Annotated in this window: 25 protein-coding genes; 10 read left to right on the top strand and 15 right to left on the bottom strand. The window is 67.5% G+C overall.

Features of this window, described 5'->3' with window-relative positions:
- Positions 1-53 precede the first annotated feature (53 nt).
- On the bottom strand, positions 54-674 hold the full coding sequence (locus VFB33_01300) for a hypothetical protein (protein ID HZO80305.1): 621 nt from the start codon (positions 672-674) through the stop codon (positions 54-56).
- A 179-nt stretch (positions 675-853) separates the two neighbouring features.
- Here VFB33_01300 and VFB33_01295 point away from each other — a divergent pair, with 179 nt between their 5' ends.
- From VFB33_01295 to VFB33_01275, 5 genes are all read left to right on the top strand, one after another.
- The gene (locus VFB33_01295; GenBank protein ID HZO80304.1) at positions 854-2137 is read left to right on the top strand and encodes an MFS transporter; all 1284 of its coding nucleotides are present in this window, start codon (positions 854-856) and stop codon (positions 2135-2137) included.
- A gap of 118 nt (positions 2138-2255) precedes the next feature.
- The gene (locus VFB33_01290; GenBank protein ID HZO80303.1) at positions 2256-3365 is read left to right on the top strand and encodes an LLM class flavin-dependent oxidoreductase; all 1110 of its coding nucleotides are present in this window, start codon (positions 2256-2258) and stop codon (positions 3363-3365) included.
- Positions 3365-4126 carry a hypothetical protein gene (locus VFB33_01285; GenBank protein ID HZO80302.1) on the top strand — a complete coding sequence of 254 codons (762 nt, stop codon included), beginning with the start codon at positions 3365-3367 and terminating at the stop codon, positions 4124-4126. Before VFB33_01290 ends, VFB33_01285 begins: the two co-directional genes overlap by 1 nt.
- 22 nt (positions 4127-4148) lie before the next feature.
- Positions 4149-4523: an OsmC family protein gene (locus VFB33_01280; protein HZO80301.1), complete on the top strand. Its 375-nt coding sequence runs from the start codon at positions 4149-4151 to the stop codon at positions 4521-4523.
- Between the two features lie 213 nt (positions 4524-4736).
- The gene (locus tag VFB33_01275; GenBank protein HZO80300.1) at positions 4737-5447 is read left to right on the top strand and encodes an NADH-quinone oxidoreductase subunit I; all 711 of its coding nucleotides are present in this window, start codon (positions 4737-4739) and stop codon (positions 5445-5447) included.
- Between the two features lie 61 nt (positions 5448-5508).
- Here the strand turns inward: VFB33_01275 and VFB33_01270 are convergent, their stop codons facing one another.
- From VFB33_01270 to VFB33_01245, 6 genes are read right to left on the bottom strand one after another with little or no spacing between them, the layout of a single operon-like run.
- Complete coding sequence (locus VFB33_01270) at positions 5509-6282, bottom strand: hypothetical protein (protein HZO80299.1); 774 nt, start codon at positions 6280-6282, stop codon at positions 5509-5511.
- On the bottom strand, positions 6275-6685 hold the full coding sequence (locus VFB33_01265; protein HZO80298.1) for a PaaI family thioesterase: 411 nt from the start codon (positions 6683-6685) through the stop codon (positions 6275-6277). The genes VFB33_01270 and VFB33_01265 overlap by 8 nt, the downstream gene beginning before the upstream one ends.
- On the bottom strand, positions 6682-7179 hold the full coding sequence (locus VFB33_01260) for a TIGR00725 family protein (GenBank protein ID HZO80297.1): 498 nt from the start codon (positions 7177-7179) through the stop codon (positions 6682-6684). Before VFB33_01260 ends, VFB33_01265 begins: the two co-directional genes overlap by 4 nt.
- 4 nt (positions 7180-7183) lie before the next feature.
- The gene (locus VFB33_01255) at positions 7184-7942 is read right to left on the bottom strand and encodes an HAD family hydrolase (protein HZO80296.1); all 759 of its coding nucleotides are present in this window, start codon (positions 7940-7942) and stop codon (positions 7184-7186) included.
- Positions 7943-7958: 16 nt separating this feature from the next.
- The gene (locus VFB33_01250; GenBank protein ID HZO80295.1) at positions 7959-8426 is read right to left on the bottom strand and encodes a DUF4149 domain-containing protein; all 468 of its coding nucleotides are present in this window, start codon (positions 8424-8426) and stop codon (positions 7959-7961) included.
- 25 nt (positions 8427-8451) lie between these two features.
- A complete protein-coding gene (locus tag VFB33_01245) occupies positions 8452-8877 on the bottom strand; it encodes a DUF2203 domain-containing protein (GenBank protein HZO80294.1) in 426 nt (141 codons plus the stop codon).
- 159 nt (positions 8878-9036) lie between these two features.
- Here VFB33_01245 and lon point away from each other — a divergent pair, with 159 nt between their 5' ends.
- The 4 genes from lon to VFB33_01225 all read left to right on the top strand — a co-directional run bounded on the left by lon (position 9037) and on the right by VFB33_01225 (position 14989).
- The gene (lon, locus tag VFB33_01240) at positions 9037-11460 is read left to right on the top strand and encodes an endopeptidase La (protein ID HZO80293.1); all 2424 of its coding nucleotides are present in this window, start codon (positions 9037-9039) and stop codon (positions 11458-11460) included.
- 130 nt (positions 11461-11590) lie between these two features.
- Positions 11591-12649: a galactose-1-phosphate uridylyltransferase gene (gene galT, locus VFB33_01235; protein HZO80292.1), complete on the top strand. Its 1059-nt coding sequence runs from the start codon at positions 11591-11593 to the stop codon at positions 12647-12649.
- Positions 12650-12866: 217 nt separating this feature from the next.
- Positions 12867-14321: a glycogen synthase GlgA gene (gene glgA, locus VFB33_01230; GenBank protein ID HZO80291.1), complete on the top strand. Its 1455-nt coding sequence runs from the start codon at positions 12867-12869 to the stop codon at positions 14319-14321.
- Between the two features lie 11 nt (positions 14322-14332).
- A complete protein-coding gene (locus tag VFB33_01225; GenBank protein HZO80290.1) occupies positions 14333-14989 on the top strand; it encodes a ribonuclease H in 657 nt (218 codons plus the stop codon).
- A 74-nt stretch (positions 14990-15063) separates the two neighbouring features.
- Here VFB33_01225 and VFB33_01220 read toward each other — a convergent pair whose 3' ends face one another.
- Positions 15064-15264 carry a hypothetical protein gene (locus tag VFB33_01220; protein HZO80289.1) on the bottom strand — a complete coding sequence of 67 codons (201 nt, stop codon included), beginning with the start codon at positions 15262-15264 and terminating at the stop codon, positions 15064-15066.
- 216 nt (positions 15265-15480) lie between these two features.
- Positions 15481-15666: a hypothetical protein gene (locus VFB33_01215; protein ID HZO80288.1), complete on the bottom strand. Its 186-nt coding sequence runs from the start codon at positions 15664-15666 to the stop codon at positions 15481-15483.
- Positions 15667-15757: 91 nt separating this feature from the next.
- Here VFB33_01215 and VFB33_01210 point away from each other — a divergent pair, with 91 nt between their 5' ends.
- On the top strand, positions 15758-17389 hold the full coding sequence (locus VFB33_01210) for a thiamine pyrophosphate-binding protein (protein HZO80287.1): 1632 nt from the start codon (positions 15758-15760) through the stop codon (positions 17387-17389).
- A gap of 51 nt (positions 17390-17440) precedes the next feature.
- On the opposite strand, the gene VFB33_01205 is transcribed toward VFB33_01210, so the two are convergent.
- From VFB33_01205 to VFB33_01180, 6 genes are all read right to left on the bottom strand, one after another.
- A complete protein-coding gene (locus VFB33_01205) occupies positions 17441-18331 on the bottom strand; it encodes a CoA ester lyase (GenBank protein ID HZO80286.1) in 891 nt (296 codons plus the stop codon).
- Positions 18332-18352: 21 nt separating this feature from the next.
- Positions 18353-18805, bottom strand: a complete 453-nt coding sequence (locus VFB33_01200; protein HZO80285.1) for a MaoC family dehydratase — start codon at positions 18803-18805, stop codon at positions 18353-18355.
- A gap of 101 nt (positions 18806-18906) precedes the next feature.
- Positions 18907-20895 carry an acetoacetate--CoA ligase gene (locus tag VFB33_01195; GenBank protein HZO80284.1) on the bottom strand — a complete coding sequence of 663 codons (1989 nt, stop codon included), beginning with the start codon at positions 20893-20895 and terminating at the stop codon, positions 18907-18909.
- Between the two features lie 42 nt (positions 20896-20937).
- Positions 20938-21789, bottom strand: a complete 852-nt coding sequence (locus VFB33_01190) for an LLM class F420-dependent oxidoreductase (GenBank protein HZO80283.1) — start codon at positions 21787-21789, stop codon at positions 20938-20940.
- Positions 21790-21846: 57 nt separating this feature from the next.
- Entirely contained in the window at positions 21847-23127 is a 1281-nt protein-coding gene (locus tag VFB33_01185; protein HZO80282.1) for an acetyl-CoA hydrolase/transferase C-terminal domain-containing protein, read from the bottom strand.
- A gap of 58 nt (positions 23128-23185) precedes the next feature.
- Positions 23186-23632 carry a hypothetical protein gene (locus VFB33_01180; protein HZO80281.1) on the bottom strand — a complete coding sequence of 149 codons (447 nt, stop codon included), beginning with the start codon at positions 23630-23632 and terminating at the stop codon, positions 23186-23188.
- Between the last annotated feature and the right edge of the window lie 111 nt (positions 23633-23743).

The following is a 23743-nucleotide window of genomic DNA, read 5'->3' as shown; positions in this document are numbered from 1 at the left end:
CGATTCCCCTGACTAGCCGCCGACGGTCAAATAACCCACGTCGCGCCCTCGCCTCAAGCGCCGCGCGCCGCGGCGCGGCATGCGAGCCGCCCATCCGGATCGCGCATCGTGCTCTGCGCCGCACCGGTCGCGCACGTGAACGCGTACGCGATGGCGCTCACCTTGCGGCTGGCGGCATCGAACAGCACCATCATCACGACGCACGGCCGCACTTCGCCCTGGAGTTCGATTACGCGTTCGTCGTGTCCCATGTCCTTGAGCATTGGATAGCGCTTGTGGATCTCGCGCGGGCCGAGCCCGCGCAGCGGTGGGCGGGCGTCCTCAATGATCACGAGCTTGCTGTTGTCGTCGAAGAACAACGCGTAGGTGGTATCGGGCGGGTTGTAAACCAGCGTCGGCTCGGGCTGGACGTCGCCGAGCTTGGCTACCGGAAAGCTGACCGGCGCGCGCGGATTACCCGGGAAGTCGCGCGGCGCAGCCGGGAACATCCTGAGCGCATCGTTCAAGCTGGTGACGCCGGGAATCAGGTCGCCGACCCTTTTGCCGGTGCGCAGCACGGCCGGAAAGCGGAACGGCTCGGCGGCCGCGGCGGCCGACGCCGAAAGCGGATGCCGCGTCAGGAGCGGGGTCGAAAAGCCGACGGTCACCAGTGACAATGCCGCTCCGAGCGCCAATCGCATGCTATCTGCATGGCGCATTTGCCGCGCGCGTTCAATCGGCGCGCTGTGGGATACGAGGCCTCGGACGGCTGCCCGCACGGCGAGATTCCCTGCGGCCCAAGGTGGATCCAGATTTAGCGGTCGGGGCTCCGAGCGCCCGCCGTGGTCTTCTCGGCCAAAGAGCGGCGTGCGCAATGGGGCTTTGCGCCGCCAAGCATATCGACTATGACATGCAGCCTATGGAGGCCGGACGGGCGCGGGCCCGAATCGCTGAACCGCAGGCCGCCGCCGCGGCGGGCGCGGGCCACGCGCTGGCGGCGGCGTTTTTGGGCTGGACGCTCGACGCCTTCGACTTCTTCGTCCTGATCTTCACTGTCCCGGCAATCGCCCGCGAGTTCCATCGTTCGGTCGCTGACGTCGCCTTTACGATCACGGCCACTCTGATGATGCGTCCGGTGGGAGCGCTGCTCTTCGGCTGGATCGCCGACCGATGGGGCCGGCGCACACCGCTGATGCTCGACGTCATCTTCTACTCGATAATCGAGGCGCTCAGCGGGCTCGCGCCGAGCTACGCCGTGTTCCTGATCCTGCGCGGGCTGTATGGGATCGGGATGGGCGGCGAATGGGGCGTGGGCGCCGCACTCGCGATGGAGGCGGTGCCTGTGCGCTGGCGCGGACTGCTCTCCGGGCTGCTGCAGGAAGGGTACGCGGTGGGCTATCTGCTCGCGGCGGGGGCCTTCTACTTCGTCTTTCCGCACTTCGGATGGCGCGCGATGTTCGTGCTGGGTGGCGCGCCGGCGCTGCTGACGCTGTATATCCGCGCCAAGGTGCCGGAGTCGCCGGCGTGGGAGCGGATGCGCCCGGACAGCTCGCGCATCTGGCGCGCAGTGCGCGCTAACCTGCGACTGTTCGTGTATCTGGTCGTGCTGATGACGACGATGAACCTCATCGCGCACGCCACCCAGGACATGTATCCGACCTTTCTCCAGCGCGAGCGCGGGCTCGACTCCCGCACGGTCGCCACCCTGGCGCTGGTTTACAACGTCGGCGCGCTAATCGGCGGGCTCGTGCTGGGGTGGCTGTCCGACCGCGCGGGGCGGCGACAAGCGATGGCGGGGGCCGCGCTGTGCGGTCTGCTGGTGGTGCCGCTATGGGTCTATCCGCATTCGCTGCTGTGGCTCGGAGCCGGGGCGTTCGTGATGCAGTTCATGGTGCAGGGCGCGTGGGGAGTAATCCCGGCGCACCTGGCCGAGCTCGCGCCTGCCGAGGTGCGCGGGCTGTTCACCGGGCTCGCCTATCAGCTCGGGGTGATGTTTGCCGCCAACGCGGCGTTCGTCGAGGCGCTGCTGGCGGAACGGATGTCGTACGCGGCGGCGCTGGCGACGGTGGCCGGGATCGCTTTGGTCGGCGCCGCGATCGTGATAAGTCTGGGCCGAGAGCGTAAGGGGTCCGACTTGCACGCCGGCGCGCCCGCTTGAGCGCAGCGCAAGAATCCGCGGCGAGATCGGGCGGGACTCATCGCCAGCCCTCTCCGTGCGGACTTTCCCTTCGCGCCGGGATTGCGTTAAACCGAACCCTGTAGCGGGAGGAACCACGATGAAATTCGGCCTTTTCTACGAAATCTCGGTGCCGCGCCCGTGGGACCGCGAAGCCGAAAAGCGCGTCTATGACAACTGCCTGGAGCAGGTGATGCTCGCCGACGAGCTGGGCTTCGACCAGGTCTGGGCCGTCGAGCACCATTTCCTCGAAGAGTACTCGCACTGCTCGGCGCCCGAGATTTTTCTGACCGCTTGCGCGATGAAGACCCGGCGCATCCGCGTCGGCCATGGCATCATCGTCTGCGTCCCGCAGTTCAACAACCCGATCAAAATCGCCGAGCGCACCGCCACGATGGATATCGTCTCGGGCGGGCGGCTGGAGGTCGGCACCGGACGCTCGGCCACCTGGACCGAGCTGGGCGGCTTCGGCGCCAATCCCGACGAGACCAAGAAGACCTGGGACGAGTTCGTGCACGTGCTGCCCAGGATGTGGACCCAGGAGCGCTTCGGTTACGAGGGTCGCGCGTTCTCCATGCCGGTGCGGACGATCATCCCCAAGCCCTACCAGAAGCCGCATCCGCCGATGTGGGTCGCGGTGACCAGCCCGGGCACCGAAATCGACGCCGCCGAGCGCGGCTTGGGCAGCCTCGGGCTCACCTTTGGCTCGTTCAAGGAGCAGGCCGAGAAGATCAAGAACTACCGGCGCATCATCCGCGATTGCGAGCCGGTCGGCGAGTTCGTCAACGAGCAGGTCAGCACAGTCAACTTCCTGTACTGCCACGAGGACACCGAGAAGGGAGTCAAAAACGGACGCCGCCTGCTCGGCACGTTTAACTTCCTCGCTGCCCAGCTGCTCGCCTGCCGCGAGGCCTACCCGACGCGCTCGTATCCATCGCTGGGGCTGCTGCCGACCCTGCGCCGGGAGGCCTCGGGTCCGGGCGACGACATGGGCGTGCCCGAGGGAATCGCGATCGGCGATCCCGAGCGCGTGCTGCGGGCGTGCAAGGCGTGGGAGTCGGTGGGCGTCGATCGGGTCAACTTCCTGCTCAACGCGCTGGAGACGATTCCGCAAGCCGAGGTGCTCGAAAGCCTGCGCACGTTCGCCAAGCACGTGATGCCGCACTTCCGCGGCGAGCAGCAGGCCGCCGCCGCGGCGGGAGGCCGCTGATGCCACCGCGTCTGGGAAAGCTCGACGTAAAAGCCTTCAGCGCGAAGTACGCGCGCGAGATCCACGGCTACAAGACCGAGCCGTGGACGCTCAAAAAGGCTCAGATCCTCAATCTCAACCACGAGATCGACGACGACCTCGGCGACTGGCTGATCCCGCGCACGATGCACCCGTCGATCCCCGCCTACATGACCTGCACGGTGACGCTCTGCCCCGAAAGTCCGGTGGGCCCGTATGCCTTGGGCGAGGTCAAAATCGCGGGGCGCGCCGGCGTGCGTCCGCGCGATTTCGTCCTGCGCACCTTCTGCAACAACGAAGAGGCACGCCGCGAACTGGCGCAGCGATGGGGCTATCCGACCGCGCCCGGCGAGGTCAAACTCACGCTGCGCCACGACCGCGTGATCGGCCACGTCGGCGCCGAGGGAAGAACGATCCTCGAGTTCGAGATGCTCGACCGCGACCTGCTCTCCGGCAACGATATCCAGTACATCGCGAGCATGCATCTGGCGCGCAACAGGGACGACGGCCAGCTTGTCCTGATCCAGGTCGATCCCGAGTTCACCTTCTCGTGCGCCGAGCGCGGACGCCCGGTGCTGCGCGTGCTCGACAACGCGGCGTGGGGTGACGCCGCCGGCAACCTCAAGCCGCGCAACCCGATCTCGATAAGCTACGCGGTCGCGGACATCGCGATGCCGCGCATTCGCTACATCTGCGACCCCGAACGCCCCGCCTTCCAGGGCACAACCCAAGTCGCCGCGTAGCAAACGTCGAGGAGGCGTCCCCATGGCTGAGCGTTACATCACGCCCAAGGTCACAACCGTCTCGACCGGCATTCCCGGCCGCCACATCTGGACCGCGCGCCACAACCAGGCCGTGATCGACGACGGCGCCTACCACGGCGGCCCCGGCGAGGCGCCCGGTGCGGGCGAGCTGTTCCTGGCCGGAATCACCGGCTGTGCGACGCTCATGATGGAACGACTGGCCAGGCAGTCCGGCGCGGCGCTCAAGCGCGTCGAGGTCAGCATGGAAGGACTGATCGACACCCAGGCCAAGCGCGAGGGGCCGGCGGTGTTCGAGAACGCGCGGCTGAAATTCGTGATGGTGGGAGTGAGCGAGGCGCAGGCGCGCGAGATGGTCGAGTTCTACAAGCGGCACTGACCGCTGTACGGCTCGGTCGCGGTCGCGACCGCCGACACCACCGTCGCGCTGGAAGTTGTTCCGGGCTGACAGACCCGGCTTGGACGCGCCTTCGGTAGGCGCCGTTGGCAGCGGCCCCAAGGGGAAACGGGGCAGGCTTGATTCCGATCGCCGGCGCCTCCTATAGTGGGCGCCGAGTTAACGCCTTACCCCCTGCGCCGCATCCCGACCACGATGAAACGACGCGAAGAAATGACGCTGTGGGAACGCCTGTACCTCGGCGAGGTGCTGCGTGGTCTCGCGACGATCAACGCCCATTTCATGCGCAACTTTGCGCTGCATGTCGCGCACCTCTTCGGCCTAGCCCGCCAGCGCCAGGCGGCAACCACCGTCCAGTACCCCGACGAGCGCAAGCCCTACTCCGAGGGTTACCGCGGCAGCCATCGCCTGACCCTGCGCGCCGACGGCTCGGTGCGATGCACCGCGTGCTACCTGTGTGCGACCGCCTGCCCCGCGCAATGCATCTACATCGAGGCCTGCGCGCATCCCGACCCCCACGTCGAAAAATTCCCCGTGCGCTACGAGATCGACACCCTGCGCTGCATTTACTGCGGGCTGTGTGTCGAGGCCTGCCCGTGCGACGCGATCCGGATGGACACCTACGTCCATCCACGCATCTGGGGCTTCGACCGCAAGGACTTCGTCGAAACCAAGGAGCTGCTGATGCATCGCTCGCGCGTTCTGGCCGAGCAGGGGCGCGACGGCAACATGCGCGAGATGCTGGCGTGGTACGACGAGCAGGCGCGCGAGGTGTATAACCCGATGCGCCCGGAGCTTAAGACCTACACCGAGCGCGATCAGCCGCCACCGTGGGCCGAAGAGGACGAGACCGCCGAGCCGTCGCTGCCGGCGCTCGACCGCCATCGGCTCAATTCCTGCAAGTAGGCCGCACGGGCGACGCTCGGCACTCCCTTCTGCACCTTCCGCCAGAGAGCGGCGCGCCCGCCTAGCGCCGCGTCGGTCGGATGTGCGCCTCGTAGTACGGGCGCATCGCGTGCAGCGCGCGCATCTGATGGTACGCCAACTCGTCGTCGGAATAGCGATGCCCGGGGCCGAGCACGCAGGCCGCCCGCGCATGGCATCGCCCGGCGCAATCGGCCTCCTGCTCGACGCGATACGTCAGGCATCGCGCCACGTCCCATCCGGCGGGAAAGCGCACCGCGCCCGTGGGACACGCGGCCAGACACGGGCGCGCGACGCATCCGGGACACGGATCGAAGCCCGCCGCCTCGCCCGGCTCATCGAGCACCACGTCAAGCAGAAGCGCAGCGCGAAAGGCGATCCACGGCCCGAAGAGCGGATGGACCGCGACGCCGAGGATACTCGGTGCAGCGATTGCGGCAGCGCACGCGAGCGCGACGAAATCGAGCGCGGGGCCGCCGTTGATGAACGGGTAGGCAATCGTACATCGTACGCCCGCATCGCGCGCGGGGGCGGCGGCGTCGCGCTCGACCACCTCGCGGATGAAATCGTCGAGCGGGTTCTCGCGCTCCCACCATCCGTGGTTGCGCGCAGCGTGCCCGTTGAGCGCCGTCCAGAGCGCGCCGCCGCCGTTGCCGAGCACGACCATCGAGCGCGCGGCGGGGTCAATCGCCGCCGCGCGCGCCGCCGGCTTGACCCTCGCGTCGTAGCGCTCGACCGGCACCGCCGCGGCAAGGTTGAGGCCATGGCGATCGGCCGCCGCGCGAATTGCGGCGAATATGGCGCGGGCGTCAGGCAATCTTGTAGGTCACCAGCGCGTCGGCGACCAGCGCGCCGGCGCTATCGTGGACCTCGACCGCGATGCTGGCGACGCGCCGCCCGTGGCGGCGCACCTGCGCGTGCGCGATGAGGTCGCTCTGCACCGCTGGCGCGGTGTAGTTGACGGTGATCGAAATCGTTGCGCTGCGGCGGGTCGCCGGCAGCGTCCAAACCGCGGCGCAAGCGGCGAAATCGGCAAGCGCGGCGATTGCGCCGCCGTGGATCGGAACGTCGGGGCCGCCGGCATTGAGGCTCCGCAGGTCGAACGGCATCCGCACAACCGCCGTCCCTTCGGCGTACTCTTCGATCTTGAGCCGCAGCGCCGCCGAAAACGGCCCGGCCTCCATCTCGGCCAGTACTGCGCCGACGTGCGCGTCGCTCATCGCGACCTCTCCGCTCGGCGCCGTCCGGGCCGCCGTTCCTCGGCCATCCGGAGCGCCGTCTCGACGGCCGCCCTTGGGTTGTCGGCGTGCGTGATGCCCTCGAGATTGCGCCAGGCGCGCAGCGCGACCAGCGGGCGGCCGAGCTTCAGCGCGAAGCCGATCTCGCTGAGCGTGCCGCCCTCGCCCGCCAGCGCGACGACCGCGTCGGCGCTGCCGATGACGACCGCGTTGCGCGCCTCGCCGAGGCCGGTGGCGACGACGAATTCAACGTACTCATTGGCCTCGCGATGGTCGAAGCCCGGGATGATGCCGACGGTATGGGCGCCACGCTCGCGTGCTCCGCGCGCGGCCGCTTCCATCACGCCGCCCCGCCCGCCGCAGACCAGCGTTGCGCCGCGGGCGCCGATTTCGCTCCCGACCCGATAGGCCAGATCGAGCACCTCGGCCGGCGCCTCGCCGGCGCCGATCACGGCTATCGCGGGCGGGCGCTCCATCGCGTCACACCCCAAGCAAGGCGGGCAACTCGGCCAGGTCGCGCACCGTCAGGTCGGGCGGGGGGATGCCTTCGGGCAGCGGCTCGCCGCGCTTGTTGATCCAAGCCACGCGCATCGCGGCACGCTTGGGGCCGAGCACGTCCTCGCGCGGGGTGTCGCCGACGAACAGCACCTCGTGCGGCGCCAGCCGCAGCATCTCGAGCATCCGCGCGTAGATCCTCGGGTTGGGCTTGCGCAGTCCGACCTCGGCCGAGATTATCACCGCCTCGAACAACTCGGCGACGCCCGTATCAAGCAGGACCTCCCGCCCGGTCTCGGCGTCGTCGAAATTGGAGAGCAGTCCCAGGCGGAAACGGGGGGCGAGCCGGCGCACCGCGTGTGAGCGCTCGGGCGGCGCGTAGGTCACCTCGCGCACCCCGCGCATGTGGACACGCGTAAGATGGCGCGCGAACGCGCGACGGGCGTCAGGCTCCGGCCGGCCCAGGCGTGCGAGCGTCCGCTCGAAGCGCTCGTGGCAGGTTATCTCGATGCCTTCGCGCTCGCGTTCGGCGCCGATCTCCTCGACCACCTCGTGATAGACGGTAAGGAAATCCTCCAGGGCGAAGCCTTCGCCCATCCCTTCGCGTAGCGCGGGCAGAACCCACGGGATGGTGCTATGGGCGGTGCGCTCGCGCCATGTGAACAGCGGCAGCCGTTCGGGTTCCCATTTGACCAGGGTGTCAAACAGGTCGAGCACCACCGCCTTGATTTCGCCGCCAGCCACGGAAGAAAAACGCCGCTCAGGGTCGCGGAGTCAGCGCGACCGCGCTGCTGAACAGCGCCGCCAGGTTGAGCACCATCATCGCCCCGTTGAGGATGACCGACAGGCGATGGAGGCGGTCGAACTCGGCGCGCCGCGCGGGATCAGGGTTAGCCTCCTCGGCGACGGTGCGGATAGCGTCGACCTGTGGGCGCACGACCTGCCCCGCATAGAAGGTGAGCCCAAGCGCGATCGCGAGCGCGACAGCCGCCATCGCCCACCACAGCCGCGGCACGCGCATCACGCAAAGGTACACCGCCAGAACGAGGCCGAGCCCGCCGGCAATATAACCGAGCAGGTAGTAGCGCGGGAACAATGCGCTGACCACCTTACCGGCGTCGGGCATCGAAAGTTGCGCGAAGATTACCGGCGCCACGATCGCCGAGAAGAACACCATCCCACCCAGCCAGCACGCCAGGCACAGGAGGTAGACGAACAACGCAAGCATCGGGTGGCTGCCTCCGGGGTTGATCTCAGTTCAGGTAGGGCTTGCTGACTCCGGGCAGCGGGCGACGCTGGGCGAAACCGCCATCGACCGGGTGCCAAGCCACGATTTCGCGCTCGCCGAATTGCCAGCAGAGGAAGACCACGTCGTCCTCGGCCTCGTAGGGGAAATCCACCAACCCCTGGTCGATGTCCTTGAGGAAGCCGCCCAGCGACTCGACTTGGGCGGCCGCTTCGGCTATCCGTGCGGCGTTATCGCGCAAGTCGGGAAACCGTTCGATCAGAGCGGATAGCGCCTCGCCAGGGACTGAGGGGTCGCGCCGCGCCAGCTCGCGGATGCGGGCGCGCAGGGCCTCGGCCTCCAGCTGCAGCCCGCGGATCAAAAGCTCCAGCCGCGGGATGAGCGCGTTGGCGTCCGCCGGTGTGAAAACCTTCTCGAACCGATGCTTTGCCAAGTGTTTGCCTCCACGATGGCGCGCGCTGGCGATCGTGGCTACATTTGACAGTAAAGACTGAGCTTGTGCCTTCCCGACCCGTATATTACGTTGAATGATGGCGGGGGTGGAAGCGCCGGCCGTTTGTTTCGGTCGCTAGGGGGGCAGGCGGACCAGCCTATGGCAGACAAATCCCGAGGTGAGAAGCGCTTCGACATTGAAGAAGATCTGAGCAAGGTCGAAGTTCCCGACATTTTGCCGGTGCTGCCGCTGCGTGGCATCGTCATCTTCCCAAATCAGATCCACCCTTTCCTGGTTTCCCGGGCCTCCTCGCTGCGCCTGATCGAGGATGTCGGCGCGGCCAACCGGATAATCGGGCTTTCGGCGCAGAAAAATCCCGAAGAGGAGAACCCGCGGCCCGAGGGACTGTATCCGCGGGGAACGGCGGTGCGGATTCTTAAGATGCTCAAGTACCCGGACCATAGCGTGCGGGTGCTGGTCCAGGGCATCGCGCGCATCGACCTCGGCGAATTCGTCCAGGTCGATCCCTACTTCCGCGCCCACGTTCGGCGGGTAGCCGACGAGATGGCCGCCGACAAAGAGCTCGACGCCCTCCAAGCCCACCTGGTCAGCCAGTTCTCCAAGTTCGTCTCGCTGGTGCCCTACCTGCCCGACGAGCTCCAGGTGATGGCAATGCAGGTGCGGGAGCCGGGGCGGCTGACCGACATGGTCGCTTCCTACCTCAAGATCGCGGTCGAGGAATCGCAGGACCTGCTCGCCGCCAACGACGTGCGCGCGCGCCTCGAGAAGCTCATCGTCATCCTCGGGCGCGAGATCGAGCTGCTCGAACTCGGCCACAAGATCCAGTCCCAGGTCCAGACTGAGCTCAACAAGAATCAGCGCGAGTATTACCTGCGCCAGCAGCTCAAGGCGATCCAGAAGGAATTGGGCGAAGGCGACGCCCGCTCCTCGGAGATCGAAGACCTCCAGAAGAAGATCGAGGCGGCAAACATGCCCGAGGAGGCCCGCAAGGCGGCCGACAAGGAGCTCGAACGCCTCAGGATGATCCCGCCGGAGTCGGCCGAGCACACGGTGGTGCGGACCTACCTCGATTGGTTGGTCAGCCTGCCATGGGCGACCTCAACCGACGACAACCTCGACATCAAGCACGCGCGGGCGGTGCTCGACGAGGACCACTTCGATCTCGAGAAGGTCAAGGAGCGCATCCTCGAATTCCTCGCCGTGCGCAAGCTCAAACAGGACACCAAGGGCCCGATCTTGTGCTTCGTGGGTCCGCCGGGCACCGGCAAGACCTCGCTGGGGCGCTCGATCGCGCGCGCGCTGGGACGCAAGTTCGTGCGGCTGTCGCTCGGCGGCATCCGCGACGAGGCCGAGATCCGCGGCCATCGCCGCACCTATATCGGCTCGCTTCCCGGACGCATCATCCAGGGACTGCGCAACGCGGGTTCCAACAACCCGCTGTTCATCCTCGACGAAGTGGACAAGCTCGGGATGGATTTCCGGGGCGATCCGGCCTCGGCCCTGCTCGAGGTGCTTGACCCCGAACAGAACAACACCTTCGCCGACCACTACCTCGACGTGCCATTCGACCTGTCCAAGGTGCTGTTCCTGACCACGGCCAACGTGCTCGACCCGATTCCGCCCGCGCTGCGCGACCGGATGGAGGTGCTGGAGCTGCCCGGTTATACCGAGGAGGAAAAGCTCCAGATCGTCGAGCGCCACATCGTGCCCAAGCAGATGTCCGAGAACGGCCTCGGTTCGCTGAAGATCGAGTTCACCCCCGAGGCGGTTTCCGAGATTATTCGCAGCTACACGCGCGAGGCCGGCTTGCGCAATCTCGAGCGCGAGATCGGGCGCATCTGCCGCAAGATCGCGCGCGCAATAACCGAGGGCGAGGCTCCGCCCGAGCGGATCACGCCCGACATGCTCCAGCGCTTCCTCGGACCGCCTAAGTTCTTCTCCGAGGTGGCCGAACGGACCCAGGAGCCAGGCGTCGCGACCGGACTGGCATGGACGCCCAACGGCGGCGACATTCTGTTTATCGAGAGCACGCGGATGACCGGCCAGAAGGGCGTGACCATCACCGGCTCGTTGGGCGACGTGATGAAGGAATCGGCGCAGGCGGCGCTCTCTTACGTACGCTCGCGCGCTTCGCAACTGGGGATTCCGACCGACTTCTTCGACAAGTCCGACATCCACATCCATGTTCCCGCTGGCGCAATTCCAAAAGACGGACCGTCGGCGGGCGTCACCATCGCCGCCTCGCTCGCGTCGCTGCTGAGCGCGCGGCCGGTGCGCCCGGAGGTTGCGATGACGGGCGAGATAACTCTGCGCGGCAAGGTTCTGCCAGTGGGCGGAATCAAGGAGAAAGTGTTGGCCGCGCGCCGGGCGGGCATTAAAACCGTTATCCTGCCGCGGCGCAACGAGCGCGACCTCGACGACATCCCGGAGGAAGTGCGCAAGGAGATCGAGTTCATCTTCGTGGACACGGTGGACGAGGTTCTCAGGCACGCTTTGCGAGACGGCAGCGAGCAGCGCGCGCAGCCCGAGGCGGCGAGAGCGGAACGGACGGTTCTGAACTGACGTTTGATTTGTGCTTTGCTTCGGCCCGGCTGCTATGGCGCGGGACCAACCTGCGCGGCTAGTATAACGCTCGCCTTGCCGGTTGGGGGCCGGTGGCAAGGCAATCTGTTCTGGAGATGGCACAACCGAAATGCCTGAGCTGAGGAAGGATCCGGTGGTCGGGCGCTGGGTCATTATGGCAACCGAGCGCGCGAAACGCCCCTCGGACTTCAATTCTCGTCGCGACGAACGCAAGGGCCCGCCCTGCGTGTTCTGCGCCGGGATGGAGCAGATGACTCCGCCCGAAGTCCTCGCTTACCGCGACAATGGTTCGCAGCCCAACACGCCCGGATGGCGCGTGCGGGCGGTGAGCAACAAGTTCCCCGCCCTGCGCATTGAGGGACCAGCGGGGCGACGCGGCGAAGGACTATACGACTTGATGAACGGGATCGGCGCGCACGAGGTCGTTGTTGAAAGCCCCGACCACGAGCGTGATATCGCCGATCTCGAACTTCACCAGATCGAGGAAGTGCTCTGGGCCTATCGCGAGCGGGTACTCGACCTGTCGCGCGACGAACGCTTCCGCTACGTCCTGATCTTCAAGAACCATGGACCCGAAGCCGGCGCGAGCCTCGAACACCCCCACTCGCAGCTCATCGCGCTGCCCATCCTGCCGCTCAACGTGCAGCAGGAGCTGCGCGGGTCGAGCGACTATTACTCGCTCAAGGAGCGATGCATCTTCTGCGACATCGTCAACCAGGAGAGTCAGGATCGGCGCCGGGTGGTGTTCGAGAACGACGAGTTCATCGCCGCCTCGCCGTTCGCCGCGCGCTTCCCGTTCGAGCTGTGGGTGATCCCCAAGACCCACGGCTCACATTTCGAGCACATGGCGACCTCTTATCCGGCCTTCGCGGCGGCGCTGAAGGCGACGATGAGCGCGCTGAAAAACGCGCTGCACGACCCGCCGTTCAATTACATCATTCATTCGGCGCCGCTGCGCGAGGCCCAGAGCAAGCACTACCACTGGCACATGGAGGTCACACCGGCGCTGACCAAGGTCGCCGGCTTCGAAGTGGGCACCGGCTTCTACATCAACCCGGTTCCGCCCGAGAGCGCGGCCGAGGCGCTGCGCGAGGCGCTGAACGGCGCGGCCCAGGCCCCGGTCAACGCCCAAGCCCAGCAGCAGACGCAGATGCCGGTGGCGAGCTGAGCCGCCGCGCTTTCCGCTCCATGGCGTGCACGACAGCCCGCATCGCGCGGGCGAACAGTGACTTTGCGCCTGCTCGCCGCGCCGCCCGCACCGCCGTTCGAGCGACCTCGCCGGGTCTGCTAGCTTGAAGCGCTGAGGGCCGACAGCGAACGCCTCCGCCGGGTGCGGATGTTCGCGGACACCCGCAAGCATCCCACGCGGCGCCTTGCGGTGACAAATGAAGATCGCAATCGTCGCAGCTGAAATCACTCCGTGGGCCAAGGTCGGTGGACTCGCCGACGTTATCGGCGCGCTGCCCGCGGCGCTCAAAGCCAACGGCGCCGAGGCCGCGGTCATCCTTCCCGGCTATCGCGGCCTGCTCGAGAGCCTCAAGGCCACGCCTGTGGCCGAGGGGCTTGCGGTCGCGGTCGGCGCCGAGGTTGAACGCTTCGACCTGCTGCGCGCGGAAGGCACCGGCGGGGTGCCGCTCTACCTCGTTCATCATCCGCGGAACTTCGCGCGACCCGGAGTTTACGGCGAGCAGGGCAAGGATTACCCCGACAACCTGCCGCGTTACATCATGTTCGGCCGGGCGGCAGCGCTCGCCGCCGCGCGTGTCATACAGCCCGAGGTGCTGCACGCGCACGACTGGCACGCGGCGGTCGCGCCGATTGTGGCGCGTGCCGATCCCGCGCTGCGCGAAGCGTTCAGCCGCACGGCGATCGTCTTCACCCTGCACAACCTAGCTTTCCAAGGGATTTTCGATGCCGCCGACTACGGCCTGCTCAACCTCGACCCTTCGTACTTCTCGGTCGACTGCCTGGAATTCTGGGGCCGGGTCAACCTGATGAAAGGCGCGATCGTGCTCGCCGACGGTGCCTCGACCGTAAGCCCAAGCTACGCGCGCGAGACCGCGACCGACCCCGAGCTGGGCTTCGGCCTGGAGGGCGTGCTGCGCGCCAAGGGCGGGCGCTACGTCGGGATTCTCAATGGCGCCGACTACAAGGAATGGAACCCGGCGACCGACCCGCTGATAGCGGCCCGGTACACGCCCGAACGGCGCGAGGGCAAGTCGGTATGCCGCCGGGCGCTGCTCAAGGTGGTTGGCTTGCCCGAGCACGGCGAGGGGCCGGTGCTCGGGATGGTCACCCGGATGACCTCGCAGAAGGGCGTGGATCTGTTGGGCGAGGCGCTCGAGGCGCTGATGGCGCTCGACGTGCGCCTGGTAATCCTGGGCAGTGGCGACCCCGCATTGGAGAAACTTTTCAAGGCGGCCGAGGAGCGCTTTGCCGACCGCCTGCGGATCCGGCTTGCCTTCGACAACGCGCTAGCGCATCAGATCCAGGCCGGGAGCGACATCTTCCTGATGCCGTCGCGCTTCGAGCCGTGCGGGCTGACCCAGATGTACGCCTTGAAGTACGGCACCGCGCCGCTGGTGCGCGCGACCGGCGGGCTGCGCGATACGGTCGTCGAGTTCGATCCGCAAACCGGTACGGGCAACGGCTTCGTCTTCAGCGACTACCGTCCGGAGGCCCTGCTGGAGGCGGCCGGGCGCGCGCGCCGAGTGTTCGCGGATCGCACGGCGTGGCAGCGGCTGATGGATAACTGCTTCGCCGCCGATTTCTCGTGGAACGTCTCGGCGCGCCATTACCTGCAATGGTTCGCCGAGCTGCGCCGCGCACGCGGGCTCTGAAAGCGGCGGCGATGGCTCCCGCTCCAGCGCGGATCCTGGCCTACGCCGATGGCGCCTGCGAGGGCAATCCCGGCCCCGGCGGATGGGGTGTGGTGATCGTTGGTCCGTTCGAGCCGATGGAGTTCAGCGGCTCTGATCCGCAGACCACCAACAACCGGATGGAGCTAACGGCGGCGATCGAGGCGCTGCGCCATCTCAAGCCCGGCGCGCACGTCACCCTGCGCAGCGACAGCCAGTACCTGGTCAATACGATGAACCTGGGATGGCGGCGGAACAAAAACCACGACCTGTGGAAAGCGCTCGACGCCGAGGTCGCCAAGCGCGACGTGCGCTTTGAGTGGGTCCAGGGCCACGCGGGCGACCCGCTGAACGAGACCGCCGACCGGCTGGCGCGCGAGGCGGCGGCCCTCGCGCGCGGCAGACGGGCGGGGGCCGCGGTATCGCGGGCCGCCGGCGCCGGGCGCGCCGCAGCGTCCGCCGGGCCCGTGCTGGAGATGGTGGATGTCGCCGAATCGGCCGCGGTTGCGGCCGCCCTGCGGCCGCTGCTCGATGCCAACGAGGAGCTTGCGCGATGCGCCGCCTGCGGCGGCGCATTCGTCGCGGCCAACGGCGCGCGCTATTGCACGCGCGCGCCGTGCCAGCTCGCCGCGCGGCGCGCTTCGCGATGAGCGTCGCAACCCGCCTGGTTTACCGATTCACGTCCTGACGCAAAGCGGCAAGCCGCTGCGCGGAATGTGCGAGGCTAGGCGGGCTGTCGCTTCTCCGCAGGCTCGATCATCTTGTAGCTCACAAGATCGGTCGGCGTGCCGTGCTCCAGGTTGCGCAGGCGGAAATACGGTGCGTCGATTCCGCCAGCAGACCTCACGCTCACCACTTCGTAAAGCCGCCCGCGGAAAAACACGCGGCTCCCGGGCAGCACCCTTATCGCGGTATGCTTTTCCATCGTAGATGCCCTCCCCCACGCCCCGGGCAACACTGCTGATGTCCGCAACAAGCCATAAACACGACCGGGCTAGCGAGTCAATAACCTGACCCGTTCATTGATAGGCTTTTTGCGCTCTTATTGAGCAGACGGCCTCACCTTATCCGCGCCTGGCGGCGCTGTCCCTGGACGCACAGGGCCCGGCGGCGCACCCACCTAGTTGAGCGGCACGCGCGGCTAGCGCATCATCTGCTCGACGTCGAATTTGAACAGGCCCGCCAGCTCGAGGCCGATTGGATCCTCCTGGAACGAGGCGGCGCCATGCGCGCGGAAGCACTCGCGGACGCCGCGTGTCCTGCTCAGCCCGGCTCTATGGCGTCCGCGCTTGACCGGATTGCCGCCGAAATCGTCTCGGACGGGCAAGCCGCGCGCCGCTGCCCGGCGCGCCCTTGACATGGCGGGCGCAAGGCTGCTCCAACAATCGCGCAGGCTCAACCCACAGGAGCATCCGAGGATGGCGATTATCAAGGGCGAACAGGTTATCGCGCGCTGCTTCCGCAACGAGAGCGTAGATACGATCTTCTTCATGATGGGCGGACCCACCAGCGGCACTGCCGGCGCCTGTCTCGACCTTGGCATGCGCGGAATCTACGTCCGCCACGAGCAGGCCGCGGCGATGGCGGCGCACGCCTACGCGCGGCTGACGGGCAAGCCCGGAATCTGTATCACCCCGTCGGGTCCGGGCACCGCCAACGCGCTCACCGGGCTCGCCAACGCGTGGGCCGACGCCGCGCCCATCATCGCGATCGGCGGGTCGGCGCCGATGCGCGCGACGACGCTCGACGCTTTCCAGGAGATGGACCAGGTCGCGATCATGAAACCGGTGGTCAAGGCGGCCTACCGCGTGGACCTCGCCGCGCGCATCCCCGAGTACATCAGCATCGCCTTCCGCGAGGCGCTCGACGGCAAGAAGGGCCCGGTCTATCTCGACCTTCCCGGCGATATCCTCAACGCCAAGCTCGACGACGAGCGGCTCTACTTCCCGACCAACTACCGCGTCACCAGCCGCCCGGCGGGCGATCCCGCGCTGGTGCGCCGCGCCGTCGAGCTTCTGCTCGCGGCCGAGCGCCCGCTGGTCGTGACCGGCAGCGGCGTGCTGTGGTCGGACGCCGCAGCCGAGCTGCGCGAGTTCATCGGCACGACCGGCATCCCGTTCTTCACCACGCCGCAGGGGCGCGGCGTGGTGCCGGAAGACCATCCGCGCGCGTTCCCGGGTGCGCGCTCGATGGCGTTTCGCGAAGCCGACGTGGTGCTGGTGATCGGCGCGCGGGCCAACTCGATGCTCTCCTTTCTGCGCCCGCCGCGCTTCTCACCCGCCGCGCGCTTCATCAACGTCAACCTTGACGGCAAGGAAATCGGCCATAACCGCGGGGTCGAGCTCGGGATCATCGGCGACGCCAAGCTCGTGCTGCGCCAGCTCACCGAGGAGGCCAACGGCCGCTTCAATCCGCGCCACGAAAGCCCATGGGTGGCGCAGCTTGCCGCCAAGCATCGCTCCAACCAGGAGCGCTCGGCCCCGCTGCTCCACTCCGATGCCGTGCCGATCCATCCGCTGCGCCTGTGCCGTGAGGTCCGCGACCTCATCTCGCGCGACACCATCCTGATCGTTGACGGCCACGAGATTCTCAACTTCGCCCGCCAATCGATCCCGATCTACCAGCCCGGATGCAGCATCAACGCGGGGCCGCACGGATGCATGGGTGTGGGCGTGCCGTTCGGAATTGGCGCGAAGGTCGCCAGGCCAGATGCGCCGGTGGTGGTGCTCTCGGGCGACGGTGCGTTCGGATGGAACGGGATGGAGATGGACACGGCGATTCGGCACAAGCTGCCGATCGTGGTCGTGGTGTCGAACAACGCCGGCTTCACCTCGCGCAAGACCGGCGGCACGGTGGGACGGGAGCTGGGATGGCAGCGCTACGACAAGATGGTCGAGGCGCTGGGCGGCTACGGCGAGTTCGTCGAGAAACCGGCGGAGATCCGCGGCGCGATCGAGCGCGCGATGCAAAGCGGCAAGCCCGCGCTGGTCAACGTGTGCACCGATCCCGAAGCGCAGGCGACCACCGACATGGGCTTCGCGGGGTATTGAAGGGCTGGCCGTCTGCGCGGCCGGCGATCAGTGTGCTGAAATTGCGCTGTCTCACCGCTTGCCCGCGCGGCGCGAAAGCTCGATGATCCGCCGCGCGCGAGTGAGATGCGGCACGTCGACCATCTCGCCGCGGAAGCTGAACGCCATCCGCCCCGCCTTGCGGTTCTCCTCAAAGGCGGCGAGCAGCGCCTCGGCGTCGGCGACCTCCTGCGGCGAAGGCGAAAAGACCTCGTTGACGATGTCGATCTGGCCCGGATGGATCGTGATCTTGCCGGTGAAGCCCATCCAGGCGCCCTCGAGGCAGTCGCGGCGGAAGCCCTCGGGATCCTTGACGTTGACGAAGACGGTGTCGATCGGCTGGACGCCGGCGGCGGTGGCGGCGAGCAGCGTCATGATCCGCGCGTAGCGGAAGACTTCGAGGAACTCGCCGCGCTCGTCGCGGTTGCGCCGCGCGCCAATCGCGGCCGAGAGATCCTCGGCGCCCCACGACAGCGCGTCCACCCGCGGATGGGTGCCGAGGTCCTTGATGTTCAGCAGGCCCTGCGGGGTTTCGGTCGCCAGCACGAGCAGAGTGACGCCGCGCTCGGGATAGCCGTACTTCTTCTCCAGCCCGGAGAGGATTTCGTCGATGCGCACGATGTCGTCGAGGGTGCGCACCTTGGGCACCATGTAGGAGTCCGGCCGCCCCGCCATCGTCGCCTCCAGATCGGCGAGGCCCCACGGCGTCTCCAGCGGATTCATCCGCACCATCCGCTCGCGCCCCTTGAAATCAACGCTCCTGAGCCACTCGGTAACCGTCCTGCGCGCGGATTCCTTGTTGTCGGGCGTGACCGAATCCTCGAGATCGAGCACCAGGGTGTCGGCGGCGAGGTCGATCGACTTCGCCAGCATCTTGTCGTTGGCGCCGGGCACGAAGTGCACGGCGCGGCGCAGCGTTTCCATGATCGGTGCTCCCGCCGGCCGCTACTTATTAGGCTTGCGCAGCATCATCGCCGCCCGCTTGCAGCGCATCACCGTCTCGCCGCGCTGGTTGCGCGCGCGATGCTCGAAGATCACGATTCCCCACTCCGGACGCGACTTCGACGCCCGCGCTTCGAGCACCTCGCTCTCGGCGTAAAGCGTGTCGCCGATGAAGACGGGCTTGGGAAACTCGACCTTCTCGAAGCCGAGGTTGCCCACCGTGGTGCCGAGCGTGAGATCGCCGACCGAAAGCCCGACGGTAAGCCCGAGCGTGAAGATCGAGTTGACCAGGCGCTGGCCGAACTCGGCCTTTTTGCTGAACTCGGCGTCGAGATGCAGCGGCTGCGGATTCATCGTCAGGGTCGTAATCAGCAGGTTGTCGGCCTCGGTGATCGTGCGGCCGGGCTGATGCTGCACCACCTCGCCGACTTTGAATTCCTCAAAGTACTTGCCCATCGTAATCGCTCTCCGGTGCGAAGTTTGCGCGTGCGGAAAAGCAGCTCTCGCCGCGCGCCCCGAATCATAGAACAGGCGCGCCCCCGCAACCAGCCGCGCACTTACGCCCGGCGGCGGGGGCGGCGGACGCGCGCGGGCGGCTGCCTTTTGAGCTCCGGGATGTCGGCGAAAAAGTCCAGCGCCTCGGGGTTCGCCGCCGCCTCGCGATTCTTCACCGGCCGGCCGTGGATCAGATTGCGCACCGCCAGTTCCATCAGCTTGCCGTTGCGCGTGCGCGGGATATCGGGAGCCTGGATTATTCTGGCCGGAACGTGACGCGGCGTGAGGTTGCGCCGGATAGTCTCGCGGATGCGCTCGCGCAGCGCGTCGTCGAGTTTGAGCCCCTCGCGCAGACGCACGAACAGCACGATCCGCACGTCGTTGTCCCAGTCCTGGCCGATCGCCATGCACTCGACGACCTCGTCGAGCTGTTCGACCTGGCGATAAAGCTCGGCGGTGCCAATGCGCACGCCGCCGGGGTTGAGCGTCGCGTCGGAGCGGCCGTAGATGATCATCCCGTCGTGCGCGGTCAGTTCGGCCCAGTCGCCGTGGCACCATACGCCCGGGAAGCGCTCGAAGTAGGCCGAGCGGTACTTCGAACCGTCAGGATCATTCCAGAAGTAAAGCGGCATCGTGACGAACGGCGCCGTGCACACGAGCTCGCCCTTGGCCTCGCGCAGCGGCCGGCCGTCCTCGTCCCACACCTCGACGCGCATCCCCAGCCCGCGGCATTGCAGCTCGCCGCGCCATACCGGGCCGACCGGGTTGCCCAGCGCGAAGCACGACACCAGATCGGTGCCGCCCGAAATCGAGGAGAGACAGACGTCCTCCTTGACGTTCGCATAAACGTAATCGAAGCCCTCGGGCGCAAGCGGTGAGCCGGTCGAGCAGATCGTGCGCAGGGCGTCGAGGCGATGCGTGCGGCGCGGTTCGAGCGCCGACTTGCGGATCGCGTCAATGTACTTGGCCGAGGTGCCGAACATCGTCATCCGCTCCTGCTCGGCGAAATCGAAGAGCGCCGAGGGATGCGGATGGAACGGCGAGCCGTCGTAAAGCAGCAGCGTCGCTCCCGAGGCGAGCCCGCTCACCAGCCAGTTCCACATCATCCAGCCGCAGGTCGTGAAGTAGAACAGGCGGTCGCCGGGGCGAACGTCGGTGTGGAGCTGATGCTCCTTGAGGTGCTGGAGGAGCGTGCCGCCGGCGCCATGCACAATACACTTGGGCGCGCCGGTCGTTCCCGAGGAATACAGGATGTAGAGCGGATGATTGAAGGGCAGGCGGGCGAAGTCGATCTCGCCGGGCGCAAACGGGCGCACAAAGTCGGCCCAACTCACCGCGTCCGAACCGGCGGGCGGCTCCGCGTTGGCGGCGACGTAAGGGACGACGACCACGCGCTCGACGCCGCTTATCCGTGCGCGCATCTCGCGCACCTTGTCGAGCGTGTTGAACGCGCGCCCGTTGTAGAAGTAGCCGTCGGCGACGAACAACACTCTGGGCTCGATCTGGCCGAAGCGATCGACCACGCCCTCGACGCCGAAGTCGGGCGAGCACGACGACCAGATCGCGCCGATTGCGGCGGCGGCGAGCGCGGCGATCACGGTCTCAGGCAGGTTGGGCAGGAAGCCGGCGACGCGATCGCCGATTCCGACGCCGGCCGCGCGCAGCGCCTGCGCCGCGCGTGAGACCTCGGCGTAAAGCTCGTCGCGGCCGAGCCGGCGGCGCACCTTGTCCTCGCCCCAAAAGACGAGCGCGTCCTCGCCGCCGCGCCATCGCAGACAGTTCTCGGCAAAGTTGGTCCGTCCATCGGGGAACCATCGCGCGCCCGGCATCCGATCGCCATCGGCGACGGTGCTGGCGCCGGGCTCGCCGATCACGTCACAGAATTTCCAAACCGCGCGCCAGAAGGCCTCGCGATTATCGACTGACCATCGCCACAGCGCGCCGTAGTCGGCGATCCGGACGTTCTCCGAAGACTCGACCGCGCGCATGAAGGCGCTCATCCGCGCGGCCGCGACCCTCTGCGCCGACGGTTCCCACAGTTTTTCGTTCATCACGCGCGATCCCATCACCGCAACAGGTGGCCCATCGCGCCGCTACACCTTGTCCATCACTTCGGCGCGGAAACGTTCCATCTCGGCCGCATCGAGCGCCTTGATCGGATGGCCAGCGAGCGTGCGCTCGACACCAAGCTCGGCCATCCGGCGCACGTCGTCGGCGCTAATCGGCTTGCCGGTGCGCAGGCTGAGGGTGATCTCGACAGGCCGCGCGCGGTTGGCCGCGCGCTCGAGCTCGCGCAGCCGGGCGATCAGCGTACGCGCCTCGTCGAGGGTGTGCGCGATCCCGTACCATCCGTCGCCCAGCCGCACCGCGCGCTTGAGCGCCGCCTCGGTGGTGCCGCCGAGGACGATCGGCGGATGGGGCTGCTGGACCGTTTTGGGATTGAACTTCATCCCCTCGGTCGCGATTGTCCTGCCATGGTACACGGGGTCGGCTTTGCTCCACAGCTCGGTCATCAGTTCGAGGTACTCGCGCGTGCGCAGCGCGCGGTCCTCGAACTTCATCCCAACCGCTTCGAACTCTTCCTTGTACCATCCGATGCCGACGCCGAAGATGACGCGCCCCTCGCTCAGCGTATCGAGCGTAGCGATCGCCTTGGCGGTGGCAAAAGCGTTGCGCAGCGGGACGACGAAGATGCCGGTGGCAAGCCGGATGGTGCGGGTCACCGCCGCGACGTAGGCAAGCGCGAGCAGCGGATCGAGAAACGGCGCGTCGGGCGGCGCGGGAAAGCGGCCGTCGGCGGTGTAGGGGTACGCCGAGCCCTGGCGCGCCGGCATGATCAGATGCTCGGCGACCCAGGCCGACTCGAAGCCGAGCTGCTCGGCCTTCTGGACATCAGCGGCGATCGCCGAGCCGCGCTGGCGGGTAATGAAGGTGCCGAATTTCATACGCCTTGACCTCGCTGCAGTTTGTTACCCGACCGTTGATGCGGACCGAGCGGCCAATCAATAAATTGGGCCGAAGCTCGCGCGCGCCGCCCGTTCGAGCTCTTCGCGAAATTGCGGCGCGGCGATCGCGACGAGCCGTCGCGCCCGCTCCTCCAGGCTTATCCCGCGCAGCTCGGCGGCGCCGAACTCGGTCACCACGACGTCGACGTCGGAGCGCGCGGTCGTGACCACCGGCGCGCTCAGCGCCGCCACGATCCGGCTGACCTTACCCCCGCGCGCGGTCGCCGGCAGCGCGATTATCGAGCGGCCGCCGCGCGAGCGCCGCGCCGCGCGCACGTAGTCCACCTGGCCGCCGACCGCGCCGATGTAGACTCCGCCGGCGACCTCGGCGTTGACCTGGCCGCCGAGGTCGATCTCGATCGCCGAGTTGAGCGAGATGAAGCGGTCGATTTGCGCCAGCAGCTCGACGTTGTGCGTGAACGTCAGCGGTTTGAGTACCAACTGCGGATTGCGATGGGCGAAGTCGTACAGCCGCCGGGTGCCGAGCAGCGCGCCGGTGACGCTCACGCCGCGATCGAACGGCTTGGTCTCGTTGGTCACCGCGCCCGAGGCGACGAGGTCCACCACGCTATCGCCGATCATCCCGGAATGGATTCCGAGCCGCCGATGCGAGTGCAGGGCATCGAGGATCGCCGCCGGCATCGCGCCAATTCCGATCTGGATCACTCCGCCGTCGGGCACCAGCTCGGCCACGCGGCGGGCGATCGCGCGGTCGGTCTCGCTCGGCGTGCGCGTGGCCTGCTCGAGCGGCGGGCGCGAGGTGCGCACGACGTAATCGACGCGGGCAAAATCGAGCGGCTCGTCGGCATGGGTCCACGGCAGCTGCTCGTTGACTTCAGCGATGACCACCCGCGCCCGGCGCATCGCGATCTTCAGATAATCGTTGACGATCCCCATGCTGTACTCGCCGCGCCCGTCGGCCGGCGGACTGAGGTGGAGAAAGACAACCTCCGACTTGAGCACGCCGCTTTGGAAGAGCCCGGGGACATCGGAGAGCTGGCAGGGGATGAGGCGCAGCACGCACGCCTCCACCAGCCGGCGATGGGTTCCGATCGCGCTCATTGCCAGAAAACGCAGGCGGTCGGTGTGCTCGGGGCGCAGCGTGTCCGAAAAGGCGGGACCGAGAAAAACCGTCACCGGGCCAAACGCGTGACGCTGCGCCACCAGCGCCTCGGTCAGCGTCAGCGGCTCGGCCGTGCCCTGGGGCCAGACGACGGTGTCGCCGGGCCGGATGAAGCGCGCAAGCTGGAGGTCGCTGGCTCTGATCTCGGTGGGCATCGTGTGGGGCGGCGCCGATGCGGAGGGTTGTCTGGCTGATGCGCCCGCGGGACGGCAGCTAGCTGCGCGGCAGCACCGCGAGCCGGCCGCGACCGCGCCGCCGATCCGGATGTCGATCCGCTAGCGCGCGCGGCGGCATCCTGAGTGGCCGTGTCTGTCGGATCGGAGGCGGCGGCGGGGTGGGCGCGGGCTCGTCCAGGCGCGCGTCGTCCTGGGTCATGATGTAGAAGAACATGTTGGCGACGATGATTTTGGTCAGACCGATCACTGAGACCAGCGCCGCAACGAGCACCCAGGTTGCCGAGTCGTGGCCCAATAGCCCCGTCTTTAGTCCGACGAAGAGCGTGCCGAGGGTGAGCACGATGATCGCCCCCATCACGATCGACGCCGGAACCATCGAATTGCGCCAAAAGCGCTCGGCCGAATGCGGAGCGCGGGCCGTCGTACCCGGCGTGGCGTGGGGCCCGAGCGGGCGCGGGCGGCGGAGCGTGATGACAGTTGCCACGATTGTTCCCCGGCCGGCCTCAGCAAACTGGTCGTGTGCCTTGTTTATGCTCCAGCCGGCGGCAGGGTGCAAGCGGCAACGATTTGTCTATGACGCGCCAAAGATTCGGCG

The sequence above is a fragment of the Candidatus Binataceae bacterium genome (genome assembly GCA_035650475.1).
Classification (GTDB): Bacteria; Desulfobacterota; Binatia; order Binatales; family Binataceae; genus JAKAVN01.
The sequence above is the reverse complement of the archived record's forward strand: the minus strand, read 5'-3'. Positions and strand labels throughout refer to the sequence as shown.